The organism is Agrobacterium sp. El2ro-1b (genome assembly GCF_048298475.1).
Taxonomy (GTDB): domain Bacteria; phylum Pseudomonadota; class Alphaproteobacteria; order Rhizobiales; family Rhizobiaceae; genus Agrobacterium; species Agrobacterium fabrum.
Genome location: NZ_CP103459.1, coordinates 16,655 through 34,048, shown reverse-complemented (window position 1 = coordinate 34,048; position 17,394 = coordinate 16,655). Strand labels below are relative to the sequence as shown.

Annotated in this window: 13 protein-coding genes, 1 pseudogene and 1 other annotated feature; of the genes and pseudogenes, 10 read left to right on the top strand and 4 right to left on the bottom strand. The window is 54.9% G+C overall.

Annotated elements, in window-relative coordinates:
• Positions 1-2: 2 nt before the first annotated feature.
• From zwf to NYR50_RS14515, 6 genes are all read left to right on the top strand, one after another.
• A complete protein-coding gene (gene zwf / locus NYR50_RS14540; protein WP_418137360.1) occupies positions 3-1,373 on the top strand; it encodes a glucose-6-phosphate dehydrogenase in 1,371 nt (456 codons plus the stop codon).
• Between the two features lie 32 nt (positions 1,374-1,405).
• A complete protein-coding gene (locus NYR50_RS14535; RefSeq protein WP_418137359.1) occupies positions 1,406-2,083 on the top strand; it encodes an ROK family protein in 678 nt (225 codons plus the stop codon).
• A gap of 115 nt (positions 2,084-2,198) precedes the next feature.
• A complete protein-coding gene (locus tag NYR50_RS14530; RefSeq protein ID WP_418137358.1) occupies positions 2,199-2,756 on the top strand; it encodes a hypothetical protein in 558 nt (185 codons plus the stop codon).
• A gap of 26 nt (positions 2,757-2,782) precedes the next feature.
• Entirely contained in the window at positions 2,783-3,313 is a 531-nt protein-coding gene (locus NYR50_RS14525) for a lipocalin family protein (protein WP_418137357.1), read from the top strand.
• Between the two features lie 19 nt (positions 3,314-3,332).
• Positions 3,333-4,034 carry an SDR family NAD(P)-dependent oxidoreductase gene (locus NYR50_RS14520; protein ID WP_418137356.1) on the top strand — a complete coding sequence of 234 codons (702 nt, stop codon included), beginning with the start codon at positions 3,333-3,335 and terminating at the stop codon, positions 4,032-4,034.
• Positions 4,035-4,474: 440 nt separating this feature from the next.
• Positions 4,475-5,917, top strand: a complete 1,443-nt coding sequence (locus NYR50_RS14515; RefSeq protein ID WP_418137355.1) for an IS1182 family transposase — start codon at positions 4,475-4,477, stop codon at positions 5,915-5,917.
• 238 nt (positions 5,918-6,155) lie between these two features.
• Here NYR50_RS14515 and NYR50_RS14510 read toward each other — a convergent pair whose 3' ends face one another.
• The 3 genes from NYR50_RS14510 to NYR50_RS14500 all read right to left on the bottom strand — a co-directional run bounded on the left by NYR50_RS14510 (position 6,156) and on the right by NYR50_RS14500 (position 9,782).
• Positions 6,156-7,250, bottom strand: coding sequence for an ATP-binding protein (locus tag NYR50_RS14510; RefSeq protein WP_418137354.1), 1,095 nt, complete (start codon positions 7,248-7,250; stop codon positions 6,156-6,158).
• Between the two features lie 22 nt (positions 7,251-7,272).
• Positions 7,273-8,061 carry an alpha/beta fold hydrolase gene (locus NYR50_RS14505; protein WP_418137353.1) on the bottom strand — a complete coding sequence of 263 codons (789 nt, stop codon included), beginning with the start codon at positions 8,059-8,061 and terminating at the stop codon, positions 7,273-7,275.
• 695 nt (positions 8,062-8,756) lie between these two features.
• On the bottom strand, positions 8,757-9,782 hold the full coding sequence (locus tag NYR50_RS14500; RefSeq protein ID WP_174012367.1) for an IS110 family transposase: 1,026 nt from the start codon (positions 9,780-9,782) through the stop codon (positions 8,757-8,759).
• A 105-nt stretch (positions 9,783-9,887) separates the two neighbouring features.
• Between NYR50_RS14500 and NYR50_RS14495 the strand changes: the two are divergent.
• From NYR50_RS14495 to NYR50_RS14480, 4 genes and pseudogenes are all read left to right on the top strand, one after another.
• A pseudogene (locus tag NYR50_RS14495) lies at positions 9,888-11,116 on the top strand (IS3 family transposase).
• Positions 10,169-10,285 (top strand) — a sequence feature (AL1L pseudoknot). It overlaps the preceding pseudogene by 117 nt.
• A gap of 1,345 nt (positions 11,117-12,461) precedes the next feature.
• Positions 12,462-15,260: a hypothetical protein gene (locus NYR50_RS14490; RefSeq protein ID WP_418137352.1), complete on the top strand. Its 2,799-nt coding sequence runs from the start codon at positions 12,462-12,464 to the stop codon at positions 15,258-15,260.
• Between the two features lie 70 nt (positions 15,261-15,330).
• Positions 15,331-15,717 carry a hypothetical protein gene (locus tag NYR50_RS14485; RefSeq protein ID WP_418137351.1) on the top strand — a complete coding sequence of 129 codons (387 nt, stop codon included), beginning with the start codon at positions 15,331-15,333 and terminating at the stop codon, positions 15,715-15,717.
• Between the two features lie 373 nt (positions 15,718-16,090).
• Positions 16,091-16,627, top strand: a complete 537-nt coding sequence (locus NYR50_RS14480; RefSeq protein ID WP_418137350.1) for a hypothetical protein — start codon at positions 16,091-16,093, stop codon at positions 16,625-16,627.
• A 204-nt stretch (positions 16,628-16,831) separates the two neighbouring features.
• On the opposite strand, the gene NYR50_RS14475 is transcribed toward NYR50_RS14480, so the two are convergent.
• Positions 16,832-17,161, bottom strand: coding sequence for a hypothetical protein (locus NYR50_RS14475; RefSeq protein ID WP_418137349.1), 330 nt, complete (start codon positions 17,159-17,161; stop codon positions 16,832-16,834).
• Positions 17,162-17,394 lie beyond the last annotated feature (233 nt).

Genomic DNA, 17,394 nt, shown 5'->3' with positions numbered 1-17,394 from the left:
CCATGGACAAGCAACGATCGGACGTGCTGGTGGTGTTCGGCGCCACGGGTGATCTTGCCTACAAGATGATTTTTCCCTCCCTCTACGCCATGGTGAAACGCGGCACGTTGCAAACACCTGTTATCGGCGTGGCCTTCGATGACTGGTCGCGTGATCAGCTCATTGCCCGGGCGCGAGATGCCGTCGCCAATCATGTGGACAAGATCGACGAAGCCGTCTTCGAAAAATTCGTTTCGCAACTGGAGTATGTCTCCGGCGACTACCGCAACGAAGCGACGTTCGAAAAACTTCGCACGGCGCTCGGCGATCACCGTTTTCCGCTTTATTACCTCGCCATTCCCCCATCGTTGTTCGAGACCGTCGTGACCGGGCTCGACAAGGCCGGCATCGCCGCCTCTGCACGGTTGATGGTGGAAAAACCATTCGGACGCGACCTTGCCACGGCCGAAGCGCTGAACAAGGCGCTGCACGCGGTTTTCGATGAGGATGCGATTTTTCGCATCGATCATTTTCTCGGCAAGGAGGCCATTCAAAACCTCCTTTATTTTCGCTTTGCCAATGCCTTTCTCGAGCCCGTATGGAACCGCGACCATGTCGAAAGCGTGCAGATCACCATGGCCGAAGATTTCGGCATCAAGGGTCGCGGCAAATTTTATGACGAGGTTGGATGCATCCGCGATGTGATCCAGAACCATCTGATCAATGTCTTGCTGCTGCTGGCGATGGAGCCGCCAGCCACAAGCGCTTCCGATGATCTGGTCGATGAGAAAGTGCAGATCCTGAAGGCCATGCCGCCACTCACCCGCGACGACGTCGTGCGCGGACAGTTCGACGGCTATCTGGATGAACCCGGCGTTGCGCCAGGTTCCAGCCGCGAGACCTTCGCCGCCGTGCGGTTCCGCGTGGCGACGTGGCGCTGGAATGGCGTGCCGTTTTTCATAAGGGCCGGAAAGAACCTGCCAGCTCACGCAACCGAAGTCGTCGTGCGCTTCAAACGGCCGCCGATAGCCCTTTTCGCGGATGTCGATACGGCGAGCGCCAACTATGTGCGCTTCCGGCTCGGTCCTGATATTGCCATCGGAATCGGCGCGCGTCGCAAGGCCGCTGGCGATGGCATGCGCGGCGAGGCCGTAGAACTCGGCGCAGTCGATGACGGTATCGGTGACATGGCGCCTTATGAGCGGCTGATCGGCGATGCGATGGCCGGCGAGCGTCAGCTCTTCACCCGTCAGGATGCGGCGGAACTGGCCTGGAAGATCGTGGAGCCTATCCTCGATGATCCCGCCGTGCCGCCTGCTTATGAGGTGGGAAGCTGGGGCCCGGCGGAAATGGCAGGGTTTGGCCCGCCAGGCGGATGGGTTGATCCGGAATAACGCCCACAGACATAGTCGATGGAGGCCAGTATATGGCAGAGGATCAAACCGTTCTTGCAATCGATATCGGCGGCAGTCATGTAAAGATCCGCCTGAGCACAGGTGGTGAAGAACGCAAGGTTGAAAGCGGCAAGACAATGACGGGACCCGAAATGGTCGCCGCCGTCACCGCCATGGCAAAGGACATGACCTATGACGTCATTGCCATGGGATATCCCGGCCCGGTCGTTCACAACAAACCGCTTCGGGAACCGGTCAATTTGGGCGAAGGCTGGGTTGGCTATGACTATCAGGGCGCTTTCGGTCGTCCCGTTCGTATCGTCAACGATGCGCTCATGCAGGCGATTGGCTCTTACAACGGCGGACGCATGTTGTTTCTGGGGCTCGGCACGGGTTTGGGCGCCGCTATGATTGTCGAAAACGTTGCCCAGCCGATGGAGATCGCCCATCTTCCTTATCGCAAGGGCAAAACCTACGAGGACTATGTCAGCGAGGCCTATCGGGAAAAGAAGGGCAACGCGAAGTGGCAAAAGCGCGTCCACGACGTCGTGGAGCGCCTGAGCGCCGCTCTTGAACCGGATGAGGTGGTCATCGGCGGCGGCAATGTGGAGAGGCTCGATACTCTGCCGCCGAAGTGCAGACGCGGAGACAACGCTCTGGCTTTCGAAGGCGGGTTCCGCCTGTGGAAGAATCCCGACCTCATCGTGTAACCGGTTTTGATTTACGGAGCCACCATCGCACTTGTGTCTCGCGACTGAAACCAAATCAGTCTCTTCTTCGTATCTAGGTCGGGGCCAACTAGGCGCTAACGGAGAAGACGGCCTAATGGAGCTTGGAAGGGACGATACGCGGACGGGCTTGGCCGTAACCGATGACCTGACGAAGGCAACCCTGACCGTTGCCTGGGTCATCATCCTCAACAAGCCGTTTTATCCGCTTTATGTCTGGTATCTGGTCGATGCCGATGCTGCTGTGGCATCGCTCGTTACCCTACTGTCGGTGCCGTTTTTCCTTGCGATTCCGTTTCTGGCGAAGAAATCCCATCTGGCTGCGCGCCTGGCGCTTCCTCTTGTGGGAACGCTCGATACCCTGTTTGAAACAGCGATATTCGGCCACGCATCCGGCACGGAATTTTTCTTTGCGGCCTGCATCATGCTGGCGGCCATCTCGTTCCGTGCGGACGAGAAACTCTGGCAATATGCGACGGCAATTCTTGTCTTTATCGCGTTCTTCTGCTCGCGCACATTTCTGGGCGCGGGGCTGCAATCCTGGTCGGCAGATGATCTTGCAACGCTTCTCAATCTGAATGCGTTCTCTGCTGCCGGCCTCATGGCCTTTATCGCGCTTCGATATGCCGGCTTGTCACGGCGAACTGAAACCTGAACCCGATTGATCGACAGGAGGAGTTTATGCAGAAAAATCGCAAGCGCATCATGGGGGCGCTCACATTCTCGCTGTTTTTATTCGCGGGCTCGCTCGCCGCGGCTGCCCCCAAGCCCGTTGCCGTTGATGCCGGTCACTATCGTGGCACATGGCTGGAAATCGGTCGCATGCCGATGCTTCTGACGGACGGATGCGTTGCCGGCTATTCCACCTACCGGCAGGGTAAGTCGGCCGATGAAGTGCTGGTAGAAGATGGCTGCCGCGAAGGCACGCCGCAGGGCAAGTTGAAGACCATCAACGGTGTTGGAAAGATCGAGGACTTCGCATCTACCAAGGCGAAGATGAGTGTCCGTTACCCGCTTCTGATCACGTTCAATTACTGGGTGCTCTATAAATCTCCTGACAAGTCCTGGTTCATCAGCGCCAATCCATCCACCGAAGATGTCTGGGTTTACGCCCGCAGCGTTCCCTCCAAGGCGAAGCTCAACAGGATGATGATGAAAGTGCGTGAGCTGGGCTACGATGTCAAAAAGCTTGAGTTTCCCGCCCAGAGATAACCGCTGACGGAGCGTATTCATGATAGCCTCGTTTGAAAGCGGCTATAGAGCCATCGTCATCGGTGCGTCCGGTGGTATTGGCGCAGCACTGCTTGCGCGCCTCAAGGCCGATCCCCGATGTGCGCTCGCCCTGCCTCTGTCTCGCAGCCGCGACGGTCTCGACATCACCGACGAGACGACGGTCCGTGAAGCCGCTGCCCGTCTGGAGGATCAACGCGGTTCATTCGATCTTATCTTCAACGCAACGGGTGCATTGGTGGTCGATGGTGCCGGTCCGGAAAAGTCGATACGGGCGATCGACGCCGGTCACATGGCGAAACAATTTGCGGTCAATGCCATAGGGCCTGCACTGCTCCTGAAATATTTCACGCCGCTTTTGCAGCGGGACAGGCGAAGCGTCTTTGCCTCCCTGTCTGCGCGTGTTGGCTCGATTGGCGATAACCGGCTGGGCGGGTGGATTTCCTATCGCGCGGCGAAGGCCGCTCAAAATCAGATCATTCGAACCGCTGCCATCGAAATTGCCCGCACCAACCGCCAGGCCATCATCGTCGCGCTGCATCCCGGAACAGTCGATACGGACCTTTCCCAGCCGTTTTCGAAGGGCAGAGACCGGTTCACCACGGATCAATCGGCTGTGCGCCTTTTGGAAACGATCAACGGCCTCGACCAGAGCCAGACGGGTCAATTTTTTGCCTATGATGGCTCAACTATAGAATGGTGAGTTCTGGCATATGTGGTCGCTACCTACAGTCCGCTGGCAAGGGTGGTGCAGTGATCAGCCTCTCAATGTCGGATAATCCCAGTTCCTTTTCAATCGATCGCGAGCGCGATCCAACAAGTCGCGATATTCAGCTTTGATAGGGGAGACCAATTGTTTCTCAAGGTCAGCCAACAGTCTATGCAGTACAGCGCCCTCGGCAGTGCTTTTGAAACAAGAGGCATCCGGTGTTGACGCATTGTTGTCTTCGCACCACCGCGATAACAGCTCGAATAGCACGATTGACTCTTCAGGCGTGAGTTGGATTTGCGCGCTATCTGGCGCTGAGTTCTGTTCAACTGTCATGAGGCAAATTCGCATGGGCTGTGGAGGTCCACAATGGGCCGAGGCTGTGTAAAAACTCGATCCTGATGTAGAATCACCGTCGTCGATCGGAGGTTGCAATGTCCGGCTATATCGAAGGCATCAGTCGTGATCAGGTTACGCTATTTCCAGATCGTCTTGAGGATTGGATCGATGAGGATCATCCAGTTCGAGTGATCGATGCATTCGTCGATGCCATGGACCTTGCGGAAGCTGGCTTCGGCCGGATGTCGCCCGCACAAACCGGACGCCCCTCGTACCACCCCTCGGTCTTGCTGAAGCTTTTCATTTACGGCTACTTAAACCGCATTCCCTCAAGCCGACGGCTGGAACGTGAGGCCGGACGGAATGTCGAGGCGATGTGGTTGACCGGGCGGCTGGTTCCCGACCACAAAACCATAGCCGATTTTCGCAAAGAAAATGGGTTGGGAATCCGCAATGCCTGCGCCAGATTTGTCCAGCTGTGCCGCCAGATCGGCGTGTTGAGTGGCGGCAGTGTCGCCATCGATGGGAGCAAGTTCAAAGCCGTCAACAACAGAGATCGCAACTTCACGCCCGGTAAGGTCGAACTGCGGATCAATCATCTCGAAGCAAGCGCATCGCGATATCTCGAAGAGATGGGCCGAGCCGATGCTCTGGAGGGATCAGAGGCAAAGTTGCGCAAGGTCACACGGCTGAAGGAGAAGCTTGCTCATATTCGGCAGGAAGTCCAACGACTGGAAGGAATTGCAGAAGCGCTGAAGGATGTACCCGACGGTCAGATTTCCCTGACCGATCCAGACGCGCGATCAATGGCGACATATGGCAAGGGCACAGGCCTGGTGGGCTACAACGTGCAGACGGCGGTTGACGTCGATACTCACCTGATTGTCACGCACGAGGTCACCAACGTTGGGAATGATCGATCTCAATTGGCTCCAATGGCCAGCGCCGCCAAGGCGGCTCTGGAAGCTGACAGGCTAGATGCAATAGCTGATCGCGGCTACTTCAACGGAGCTGAACTGCTGAGTTGTCACGAGGCAGGAATTACTGCGACCGTGCCAAGACCGGAGACCTCCAACAACCGGAAGAAGGGAATGTTCGTGAAGGCTGACTTCGTCTACGACGCCAGCGCCGATACATATATCTGCCCTGCCAGGAAGACGTTGGCATACCGGTACACAGCCGAGGAAAAGGGCCTGATGTTGCGCCGCTACTGGCGCAACGATTGTCCGTCATGCCCTCTCAGTGCCAAATGCACGACCGGTAAAGAGCGTCGCATCACGCGTTGGGAACACGAGCATCTGATCGAGGCTATGTATTCCCGAATGGAAGACAATCCGAACCTCATGCGCACCCGACGATGCACGGTCGAGCATCCGTTCGGCACCATTAAGGCATGGATGGGCTCGACCCATTTCCAGATGCGCAGGCTCAAAAACGTCCGGACGGAGATGGCGCTACACGTGCTGGCCTACAATATCAAAAGGATGAGCAACATGATTGGTGCAGGAGCGCTGGTAAAGGCAATAGCGGCTACTTGAGGAAGTAGCTACACAGGCTTTAGGTCCAGAAGCCGCACGCAATACCCTTCAGGACCGTTTCAGACGCCTCCCCAGTCGCAACGAGCGCAAAATTCAGCCGATCAAGCCATATCAGGTTCAAAAGCACATTCAGACGGTCGCGCTGGAGTTTTCACACAGCCTCGGCCAATTGCGGTCTTCCGCTTTGCGGCAATAGCGGACCTCGGCATTCGCTTTGGATCGAAAGGATAAAGCTGCTTCAGCGCGGCATTTCAAAGACGAAACGCGTTTCGTTCTCTGTGGAAGTCACGGTCAAGGTGCCGCCATGCGCTTTGGCGATCTCATGCGCAATGTAAAGGCCAAGACCTAGACCCTCTCTGTACCCTCCAGACTGCCCGCGAACGAACGGGTCGAATAATTTGGTCAGGGCGTCTTGCGCGATGGGTGATCCGCCGTTCGCCACCCAAAGTCGGAACTCTCCGCTTGTCGTTGTCTCGGCATGCACGCGTATGGGCTGGACACGGTCGCCATGCGAAAGTGCATTTCCAAGCAAATTGGAGGCGATCTGTCCGATTTTGGAAACATCGCATCGCACTGGATGCGTGATCGCATAGGACGTCTGCACCTGATGGTCCGGGCTCGACGCTCTCAGTTCTTGCACGACCTGCTCGATCAGCGGCTCAAGCGATTCATGGGTCTGCAGATCGAGGCCGATGCCACTGCCAAGGCGAGCGCGAGCAAAATCCAGGACGTTATCGATGAGCCCGGACATCCTGAGCACACTGCCCTGCATCAACCCAATGACCTGCCGTCCACGGTCGCTGAGAGTTTCTTTCGCCAACATGCGCGTGGCCGCTGACATAGACCCCAGCGGATTTCGAAGGTCATGGCCGAGGACAGCGATGAATTGCTCCCTGAGTTCACCGTGGGCCTGTTGTTGCCTCAAGCCCTGCTCGGCATCGTCTCGGGCGCTTAGAAGTTCACGTTCATAGAGGCGGCGTTCTCCCGCCTGAAGGAAGGCGATGCGCATCATGTGTGGACGCCCAGACGGATCGGCAACCATGGAGGCACCCATGATGACCGGAATTGCTGTTCCATCGCTTCGCTTGAGGTCGAGGGTGACTTCGCTGATCGTCCGCTGAAGCCGAAGGAGCGGCGCCAGGTTGGTCTCGTAAAGTATCCGTCCGGCCATGCCGAAGATGTCTCGCAGGCGTTTGCCGTCAATGCCTCCTGCAGGATAGCCCAGCAGGTCGGTGAGCCAAGTGTTCGCCCGCAGGATGATGCCTTCTGCGGCGCTCACCAGCAAATAGCCGCAAGGCGCGTCGTCGAATAGTTGCTTGTAATCTGCGTCCAATTCCTGTCCCGTTATTCGGTCTTCAGACAAAATCTTTGATCGCCTTGGTAACTTCGGCTGGAGCGCTGAGGTTGGGGCAATGGCCTGTGGCAGCAAGAAGAATGAGCGTGCTGCCCTCGATGTGATCCCTGACATATTCGCCGACATTCTCCCCCGCGATGATGTCGTCGCGGCATTGGAGGATCAGCGTCCGCGCCGTGACTTTCGGCAGGTCGGCCCGGTTGTCGGAGGTGAAGGTCGCACGGGCGAACTCATGTGCAATCCGCGGATCGGTGCGGCAAAAACTCTGAGTAAGCTCCTGGCCGAGTTCAGGCCGCTCCTGGTTTCCCATGATGGCTGGTGCCATGGCGGCCGACCACGCAAGCGGATTGTCGGCGAAGGATGCGAGCAACTCCTCAATGTCGGAAGCACCGAATCCGCCGACATAGTCACCGTCGTCTATGTAACGCGGCGACGGACCGACCATGATCAGCGTGTTGAAGATTTCCGGCGCTTTTAGAAACGCCAGGACGCCGATCATGGCGCTCACTGAATGTCCCACGAATATCCCGTTTTGGATGTCAAGCTCGAGAGCGATTTCCACGATATCTGACGCATAGCCATCGAGGGATGCGTATTTTTTGCTGTCATATGCGTCAAGATCGGAGCCGGCCGCACCGACATGATCCATCGAGACGACCTTGAACGCCTCTTCGAAATGGGGGGCCACGAACCGCCACATCGCTTGGTCGCAGCCAAAGCCGTGTGCGAAAAGAATGGTGCGACTGCCTGAGCCGGATACCTTGACGTTGTTTCTACTGAGCGACGACACTGTGCTTTCCAACAAGAGGTTTCTCGCCACCTCTTGCCCGCCGGATGGAAAGTGCTGGCACTATATTTCACATTGAGGCGGTCGTCTACTTACAGCCGCGTGTCCGCGAGAGCATGAATACTGGTCATGAGATCTCTAATGTCTGCTTTGGGCCAAACTTGGCCAACGGCACCAGATCTACTGATGTCGGCTTTAGTGTTTTGACACCCCAATATCAGACAGTCCCCTCCCGGCCCCAAATCAGTCGTAGAGTTAAGCTAATTTTCGGTTAGCCTGCAGATCTCGTGCTGGGGAAGTTTGTAATAACAGGGTCGTTGGTTCTAATCCCTTCAAGAGCTAGCTGCGGGCAAACGCCGTGGGTGGCCGGAGTTTCAACCCGCCGAGATGAAGCAGATGAACCGCACCGGGTTTGCCGGAGGCTCCATGTGTGGATGCCCCGGTTCATGCAAGCGGTTTTCGAACATTTCCGGCACGTGATCGGGTGCGGTCATGTGTCAGGCCTTTCGCGCGACATAAGATGCAGCCGCTGGCCGTCATGGAGATACGCGGATCAGGCGCAAATCAACTTAACGAGCTTTCCACTCTTGGAGCCTCGGTGCATTTCCTGATCCCGATCGAACCGATCATTTGCCCTTGATGTTCACGACCTCCTCACATGCCCGCTTATCCAGTCCTGTAGCTGCGTGATCGATTAATCAGACAGCCACGACTGGATTCCGGTAATCTTCATTCTTCGTCAACATGGCCCAGATCGAGCGTGCCATCTTGTTCGCCAGCGCCATCGCGACGAGCATAATGGGCTTCCGTTCTATCATTCTGTGCAACCAAGATCCAGTTTGTGCTCCTCGGCGCGAGGCCCATTGGATAACAGCCATAGCGCCAATGATCAGCAGCCTGCGGATGTCTCGTTGCCCCATCTTTGACGTTCGACCAAGTCGTTGCTTCCCTCCGGTCGAGTGCTGGACAGGGACCAATCCCAACCAAGCCGCAAAGTCACGGCCACGTTTGAAGGTCTTCATTGGTGGAGCGAAGGCCTCTACTGCCATAGCGGTTATCGGTCCGACACCTGGCATGGTCTGAAGGCGACGTGTTTCCACCCCGCGTTGGGCTTCGCTACGAAGCACCTTCTCGAGATCTGTGATCTTTCGGCTCAATTGCTCGATTTGCTCAAGATAGAGATTGCCGATGTCACGCACCAACATAGGTAGCGACTGACTGGCGTCAGCTATTGCTGCGGCCAACGTCTTCAAGTGTGCTGGGCCCTGTGGCGCAACAACACCGTGCTCAGCAAGATGCCCACGCAAGGCATTGATCAGTTGTGTGCGCTGCCGGACAAGAAGATCGCGCGTGCGGAAGACCGCCGATCTCGCTTGTTGCTCCTCGGTTTTGACGGTGACGAAGCGCATGGTCGGCCGAGATGCGGCCTCAGCAATAGCCTCCGCATCGGCCGTGTCGTTCTTTTGACGCTTTACATACGGCTTGACGTAGGTCGGAGGGATCAGCCGCACGTCATGGCCGAGACCGCCGATGGCACGACCCCAATCATGGGCACTCGCACAAGCTTCCATTGCAACGATGCAGCTCGGTTGGGCGGAGAGAAACGGAAGAAACTGAGCCCGCGTCAATCTCTTCCGGAATGCGACACTGCCGTCGGCGCGGGCGCCATGGGCATGGAAGACGCGCTTCGCCAAATCGATACCGATGATGGTGACGTTGTTCATATCAATTCTCCTAACTGTGACATTGCCAGCATTGCCAATCTGCCACATCGCGACAGAGGCGGGAGGGGCATCCACTCCATCAACGTCTGAGAGAGTGGAGCCGATATGAGCAAGACAACGAACAAGTTTTCACCCGAAGTCCGCCAACGCGCCATCCGTATGGTGCTGGATCACGAGGCAGAGCACCCGTCGCGGTGGGCGGCCGTTTCATCTATTGCGGGCAAGATCGGTTGCTCGCCGGCCACGCTGCATGAATGGGTGAAGAAGACCGAGGTCGACAGCGGCAAACGAGCAGGCTTGCCGAGCGACGCGGCCGAGAAGATGAAGGCTCTTGAGCGGGAGAACCGCGAGCTTCGTCAGGCCAACGAGATTTTGCGCAAGGCGTCTGCTTATTTCGCGATGGCCGAGCTCGACCGCCCCTTCAAACGATGATCTCGTTCATTGACGAACACCGTGGCGTGTTCGGGGTCGAGCCGATCTGCAGGCTTTTGCCGATTGCCCCATCAACCTACTACGAGAACGTTGCCAAGCGCTTGGATAGGGAACGCCTGTCGGTTCGCGCCCGCAGCGATATCGGGCTGAAGATCGAGATACGCCGGGTGTTCAACGAGAACTTCCAGGTCTACGGCGTGCGTAAAGTCTGGCGGCAGTTGCAGCGAGAAGGCTACGCCATCGCCCGCTGCACGGTCGCTCGGCTTATGAGGTCGATGAGCCTGCAGGGGATCATTCGAGGAAAGCCGGTCCGCACGACATTCTCGGACAAGGCAGCCCCGAGCCCACTTGACCGGGTAAACCGCCAGTTCAAAGCCCCAGCACCAAACAGGCTGTGGGTCTCGGACTTCACCTATGTCGCGACCTGGCAGGGCTTCGTCTACGTGGCCTTTGTGATCGACGTCTTTGCCCGGCGCATCGTTGGCTGGCGGGCGAGCCGGACTGCCCATGCTAGCTTTGTCCTCGATGCCCTTGAACAGGCACTTCATGATCGGCGTCCCGCTCATGGCGGCGGGCTCGTGCACCATTCGGACAGGGGCGTTCAATACGGGTCCATCCGCTACTCCGAGCGGTTGGCAGAAGCTGGCATCGAGCCGTCTGTCGGAAGTGTCGGCGACAGTTATGACAATGCCCTCGCCGAAACGATCAACGGTCTCTACAAGGCCGAGGTCATCCATCGACGTGGGCCGTAGCGAAACTTCGAAGCCGTAGAGTTCGCCACTCTGGAATGGGTCGACTGGTTCAACCACCGACGACTTCTGGAGCCCATCGGAAACATACCGCCAGCCGAGGCTGAAGAACGCTACTACGCCATGCTGGACGAACCGGCCATGGCCGCATAACTCAAACCAAATGGCCTCCGGCAAACCCGGTGCGGTTCAATTTTTATCCAACAAAATCATATGAATACATCATTTTAATGATTCCGGCGATACGGGTCTTAGATCCGTATCCCTTTCAAGGCGATTGCCTGTCTTATGAGAATGTTGGTGGCGTAAACTACATTACGCATTATACAACGCAACGATGGTTGGACGGCTCGGTTGGACCCTACAGCCATTATTAGCGACGACGAAAGGCACCTGGGAACAACAAGCAGTACGAGCCAGACGCATTTAATTTCGCATTTGACAAGCGAATGGAGGACTCTTTTCCATTGGTGCGATCGGGACGCAGGCGTGAACAATTTCACTGCAGCTTAGCTACGTCGACCTCCTTCAAGCAAAGTAATCCGTGACACAAATTATTCTGCCAATGGTTAGTACTATTTGGGTATAGCCTCCACCGCGCAACATAATGCGGACATTGTTGGACTGTGTTAGCATCCAGCCGATTATGTTCCAGCGGCATCTGTTTTGCCTCTGTTATTCCCCTGCAGTCTCATTCAACAGCATTCTCCTGTCAGTTCCAGTTCCAAGGATAGCTCGAATGAATTCGCAATCACCTTCTACTCGGGCCGCTATAGTCCTGACCATAGCAACGACCTTTTCCCTCCTTGCGGGTCCCGCCCGTTCCACAGAGTGCCGTCGGGATATTGGATCACTAGCAGACGCCCAAACTTACGCGGAATGTCTTGAGGGTGAGCTCGCAGCAACGAGAGAACTGTTTCTTGAGCGGACTGGGGCTTTGGTTACTGAACTTGCCGCACTCCGCTCTCAATTCACGCAATCACTTTCTTTGAATGAGCTCAAGGTAAATGAGCTTTACGTTTCAGGGTCTGTAACCGCTGGTAGAGATATCCGGACTGGGACGCATGGCCAATCGCAAGTATCAAGATTGGCGAGTTACTACTATGTGGGAGGCAATCCTAGCTCTTTCAGTGTCGGCAAGCCTCAGTCACCGCCGCGATATGGAGGTGAATTTTTTGCTTGGGTGGAGTTTCAATGCGTTTACCGCGGTGGCAAACCCTCGGGCCTTCTGGAGGGCTATGCTTATGCAACCGCTCCTGACGGTGGTGGCCAGATCCAGTATTCCATTGATCCAAAGCTAGCGAGAAACTTGAACTGGACTGATGGGGAGCTCTTCGTTACCACTATGCCCTATCAAGACTGCTTTGTGACAGTCCGTCATACGCTTGCGCCATGAATTTAATGGGGGAAGAGACATTAGCTTGATCGCAACAACTGGTACTCAAGCTTTTTCTTGCTAACCTTCGTATCGAGTGGCTCGTGTTGGTAGAGGGACGACATGAAGAGAATGCTCATCTGCTCCACATCACTAGCTTTGATTGCTGGAGCGTCGCAGGCAGCAAACATCGACGCAAAAGCGGTTGCAGAATTGTTTGCAAAGGCAGGCGGCGATGTCGCGAAAGTCTACATAAGTTCCGATGGATCGAAAATACCGAGATCCAAGCTTCCGCCAGATAAACAAAGCGCGTTACTCGAAGAGACGCTAACGGAATACTCCAGACAACAAAACAGCTTCTATGCAGCAAGTAGTGCCGCCAAACTAGGAAAAGTCGGAGTGGAGGCGGCATTCGGTGGCTTGGCGATTTACGGTGCCGCAGTGGCCACTGCAGCCGCAGCGCCGGTTGTCCTCCCGGCTGCGGCAATTGTTGTTAGTGCCGGTGTAGCACTTTCTTTCGACATCCTCGCTGACACAACCGAAAAAGCTGCGGAGAATCAAGGGCGCTTATATCTTGCAGGACGGAAGGACGAAATTCTCGCGGCGGTCGGGATGCAGTCTTATGCCGAAGTGCGAGGGAACATCTCCGTAGCCAAAGAAAGATATAGGCAATCAACGGGAGTTCTTGAGGATCTCCGCGACCGATCGGTGGGGGACCAAAACCTTCGAAACTTTGCTGTAGACCTAATCTTCGATAACCTTGCGGCAACGGATGATTTGATATTGGACGACCTTGCAGCAAAGGGAGAACGTCTAGACAGCGTGGAGAAACGCCTCACTGACTTTACGATCCAACTCAATGATTTCCGCGTTTCAACACAAACACAGCTCGACGCACACAGCACAGCACTCGGTAACTTGTCGGACAAGTTCTCCCGTCTTGAAGAAAGTGTCGCGCTCGTAGACGAAAAGGTAAGCAGGCTTGGACGAGATCAGGCATTTATCGCAGACTTTGTGCTTGACCAGATGTCTCCTGCTGAAAAGGTGAACGCGCTCAAAGGTGGCTTCCTGAGCGAGCGTTTCGAATGCAAAACTGATGTTGCTGAATGCGAAGGTGCCAAGTTGAAAGATGCGTTGATAGAACGCTTTCAAACAGAGGCCGATATCCAAGACACTCTAAAAACGGCCAACACTGCTCTTCGCGGTATGGCGGACATATCCAAGATAGCTACGAACCTCGGAGTACCGCTGCCCGAGGAGTTCAGTCAGGCGATCAGTTTCGGGAGTGCAGCGACCGAGGCGTTTGCCTCCTGGACATCCGGCAACCCGCTTGGCGCCGTCGCATCCATCTCTGGTGTTTTCGGTGGACGAAAAGACCCCGACGCGGAACGTCATCGCGTTATGATGGCCTATCTCGCTAAACAATTCGAGCAAATCAACAGAAAACTGGATCAGATTCTCGAGAACCAGAAGAAGATTCTCGAGGCGGTTGTCTCGCTGAACCAGGAAATGCGCGAGGGTTTTGCGGCGATGGACCGCCGCTTGATCGCCTTACAGTTTGATGTCGATACTCTTTCAAGCAATGTGCGCTCAATAATTTGGGCGCCCTGGCAAAGCTGCAATGCAATTTTTGTCGCGGCAACTCGAACGACACCATCTGGACAATACAGTTATCTCAACCAGGACAATCGGAAATTCAAGTCTTTCGATATGGCACGCAATTTCGGTAGATCCTGGTCAGACACTTTCGAGAGCTGCCAATTGACGATGGTCAACAATATGTCGAGCTTCAACGCCCTGCAATGGTTCGGAAGCTTCTTAGACGCACGCTTGGCTCAGGATCAGACACGAATCCCCGATTCTGGTGTTGTGACGTCTTCGGAACGCGACGACGTCAGGGGGCGCCTGCAACGATACGAGGATGATATATTTACTCCAGCGCGGCTTTTTGCTGAACAGGCTGCGGAAAGAGCTGGCGTTCCCTCAACCAACATGTTTGCGGCGTTGTCAACGCCCGCACCGACAATTCGCGATTTTGAGGCCCAATGGGAGATGGCAAGAATTGCAGGCTTTAATTGCAGTAATTCTGAAGAGCGCTTTCGCCGACTTCGAGATGTCGTGTGTGGCAAGACAGAAAATAGGGAAGTCATCGCAAAACGCCTTTTGCAACGGCCCTTGCTGGCTGACGTCGCGCTCGACGTTTCAGAATGGATATTGATCGTCTCGCAACTGGCCGACATCTACAACGGTGATACCAAGCAGTTTTATGCATCACTTGAGGCGCTTATAGGCTCAACCCCGACAGAGCGTGGCGGGAAATGGTTGATAGACAAGGCGATCATGACAATTGATCTCGTCGTCGCTTCTTACAATCAAACACATGGTCCGTTGCCGGCACTTGGGGCCAGAGATGCATTGGATGCCTGTGAACGTGCTACAACGGATGAGAAGAACTCGGCGTTGTTTATTGTCGGCGAGTCGGCGATCAAATTAATGAAACGCAATCCCTATCTTGCCGAGAATGTTGCAACACTTATTCTGGACCGCACTTATCGGCAAAAATGGCGCAAAGACGGGGACATGCGTGCAGCCAATGAGTCGTCGTATCGTGCGGCATGGCGGTTTGCTGAACAAAGCCCTGAAGATCGCTTTTTCTTAATGGATGGCCTTTTTCCCGGCCTGAAGTTTACCCTGCCTGAAAACAAGCCCCCGGTGCTCGTTGTCAATTGCAGGGCAGAGACAATTGAAATTCCCTTTCCTGCTCCGGACCAATTTTCCAATGGCCGGTTTGTTTTTCCTTCGAAGTTCTACGGTTTGCTAAAGATGCGTGATCAGTTAGTCGATCGATACTTAAACTATCACTTGCTCGACAAAATCCCCGTAAACGAACGGGACGAATTCGCTCTAACTTTGATGCGGTAACAACATGCGAAAAAGACTTGTGTTTTTAACCTGTGTTTTCTCCTTCGCAGCCTTTGTGCCTAGGATAGCAATGTCTGCAGAACTGTCTCTCCAAGTATGCGCAGCGAGGCCTGGCTCTTTCGCGAGAGATTGTCGTGCCGCAACTCAACAAGAACTTCTTTTTGAAATTGGCACGCGCGCCGACGCTCACGCGGCGCAACAAGCCAGTGACTTCAACCGGCTTATTTCGACGATCGTGGCGAATACTAAGGCCACTGAAGAACTCAGCAAGAAGCTGGACGCCTCGATTACTGCCAACAACGCTGCATTTAAGAACCAACTTGCTGAAAACATCTTCGCACGCATTGATGCATTGCCCTTGGAATTGGCAAAGAATGAGCAGGCGTATGAAGCAATAAAAAAGAAACTGATTGCGGACGTCGGGATGATATTTGGGCTCGAGCCTAGAAAGGAATGAAGCAGAAGCGTCCAGCTCAAACTCCTTGGAGCGGACATAGCCAAGTCTTGGATAGTGCACAGACGCGTCGCGATTGCTCGCATTCGGGAAGGTCGACCTACCAAGATGCCCTCTGGGACAAATCATCGAGGCTAAGTTGCTGCCTTTGTTACGCATTTCTTAACGAGACTAAAGAGAAATAACCTGGTCATCGATCGGATCCCATCAAGAGCCAAAAATTACATCACTCAATTTAACACTGCTTGCCGGTAATTTGCTATCTCGAAAATCTGGCGTCAATCGCTCGCTTTTACATAAAAAAATCGATTTATTTCCAAGGATAATGCAAGATTTCAATGGCATACCGGCCAGCGTATTTGGCTGGGGGGCGAAAATGAGTTTCTTTTCATGGTTGTATCGCAAGCGGCGTGTAATGCTCGATATTTGGCAGAGGTTCGCATCGGGTTGCGGAACGTTTGTGCTTTTGCTTTTCGCTGCCTCGGCCGCTGATTATGCATTTTCGCAACAGGGACATTGGTACGGTCTGTTTCTCTCACATGTGGGGATCAGTTTCGTTTTGCTGACCCTCGCATACAATAGCTTTCAGTCATCGATCGGTGTTCTCGATTCTCGATTCGATGAACGGCGTGCGTCGGGTTACGCTGGTGACATCCTGCCTGCGGTGGCGCCGTATGGAAAGCTCATCGCGGTTGGTGTGATTGCCTGGCTGTTGGAGGATAACCGTGTGGCAATCGTTCTGATGTCTTACACCGGAACTGTTATCCTGCTGGGCTTCGTCTTGCTCGCAGTATTTCGATATTGCGGACATAAAGCTCCTGATTTTGTAAGGTTCATGTGCTTCTTATCTCTTAGCTTTCTCGGGTATGGTGCAGTTATTTCCGCTCTGAAAATTGCTGCAGGTCCGAGTTAGCAGACGTAAAATCAGAGAGCGAAGAGTTTCTAGAGGATGTGGAAAATTCGTCGGAACTTTTAGCCAATCATTCCCCCCGGATTTTTGTAGGGATGTTTTGGCGGAGCGTGACGAAACCGGTAGTCCGTCAACTCGGTTTCATCTGGAGAAGAAACCCTCCGCCTGGGAGGGTTTCTCACGATACTCAATGTCCAGGTCGCGTTGCTAGAGCGCGCTTTGCCGGACGACAGTAATTTTACCGAGTTCGACCAGCGGCGTGACGTCGAGGCTTTTTCCTTTTTCTGCCATTTCGAGGCTGTAAAGAAATGCCCGACCAGTGGGATGGTCGTGTGCTGCGTGGATTTTTTCCTTGCCGATATAGGCTCCGGCGGGGATGGAAATGCCTGAGGCGTAACAGTCCTCGATGGCTCTGAAACGTACGGGTGCACCTTCCATTTGGTCCTCCTTGGGTTTGGCAAATGAAGAATAATGCAGTGGGTACTGCCGGTTCATGATGCCTTGAAACAAACCGCGAGGCGATTGCCGGCGTGACATCGACGGCTCCGGCTTTGCCGGCCTTGATGTTCCGGCAAAAAGAAACCCTCCGGCGGGGAGGGTTCGAGTGGTGCCGACCTCACAAGGCTGCGAGGAGGGATGGGCGGAGGGGAAAGGTCCGTCCGGTCATTAAATGCCGGCAGGGGCGAACGGTTCCACGACTCTCCGGAATAATCGCCAGCACCTGCATTCTCACGCTGTTTGTGATCCCCCCCGTTGGCGGACGGCGAGGA

Excerpts from the sequence above, each read along its gene's own strand:
- zwf (WP_418137360.1), top strand. The coding sequence starts at position 3 with ATGGACAAGCAACGATCGGACGTGCTGGTGGTGTTCGGCGCCACGGGT.
- NYR50_RS14535 (WP_418137359.1), top strand. The coding sequence starts at position 1,406 with ATGGCAGAGGATCAAACCGTTCTTGCAATCGATATCGGCGGCAGTCAT.
- NYR50_RS14530 (WP_418137358.1), top strand. The coding sequence starts at position 2,199 with ATGGAGCTTGGAAGGGACGATACGCGGACGGGCTTGGCCGTAACCGAT.
- NYR50_RS14525 (WP_418137357.1), top strand. The coding sequence starts at position 2,783 with ATGCAGAAAAATCGCAAGCGCATCATGGGGGCGCTCACATTCTCGCTG.
- NYR50_RS14520 (WP_418137356.1), top strand. The coding sequence starts at position 3,333 with ATGATAGCCTCGTTTGAAAGCGGCTATAGAGCCATCGTCATCGGTGCG.
- NYR50_RS14515 (WP_418137355.1), top strand. The coding sequence starts at position 4,475 with ATGTCCGGCTATATCGAAGGCATCAGTCGTGATCAGGTTACGCTATTT.
- NYR50_RS14500 (WP_174012367.1), bottom strand. The coding sequence starts at position 9,782 with ATGAACAACGTCACCATCATCGGTATCGATTTGGCGAAGCGCGTCTTC.
- NYR50_RS14490 (WP_418137352.1), top strand. The coding sequence starts at position 12,462 with ATGAAGAGAATGCTCATCTGCTCCACATCACTAGCTTTGATTGCTGGA.
- NYR50_RS14485 (WP_418137351.1), top strand. The coding sequence starts at position 15,331 with ATGTCTGCAGAACTGTCTCTCCAAGTATGCGCAGCGAGGCCTGGCTCT.
- NYR50_RS14480 (WP_418137350.1), top strand. The coding sequence starts at position 16,091 with ATGAGTTTCTTTTCATGGTTGTATCGCAAGCGGCGTGTAATGCTCGAT.
- NYR50_RS14475 (WP_418137349.1), bottom strand. The coding sequence starts at position 17,161 with ATGTCACGCCGGCAATCGCCTCGCGGTTTGTTTCAAGGCATCATGAAC.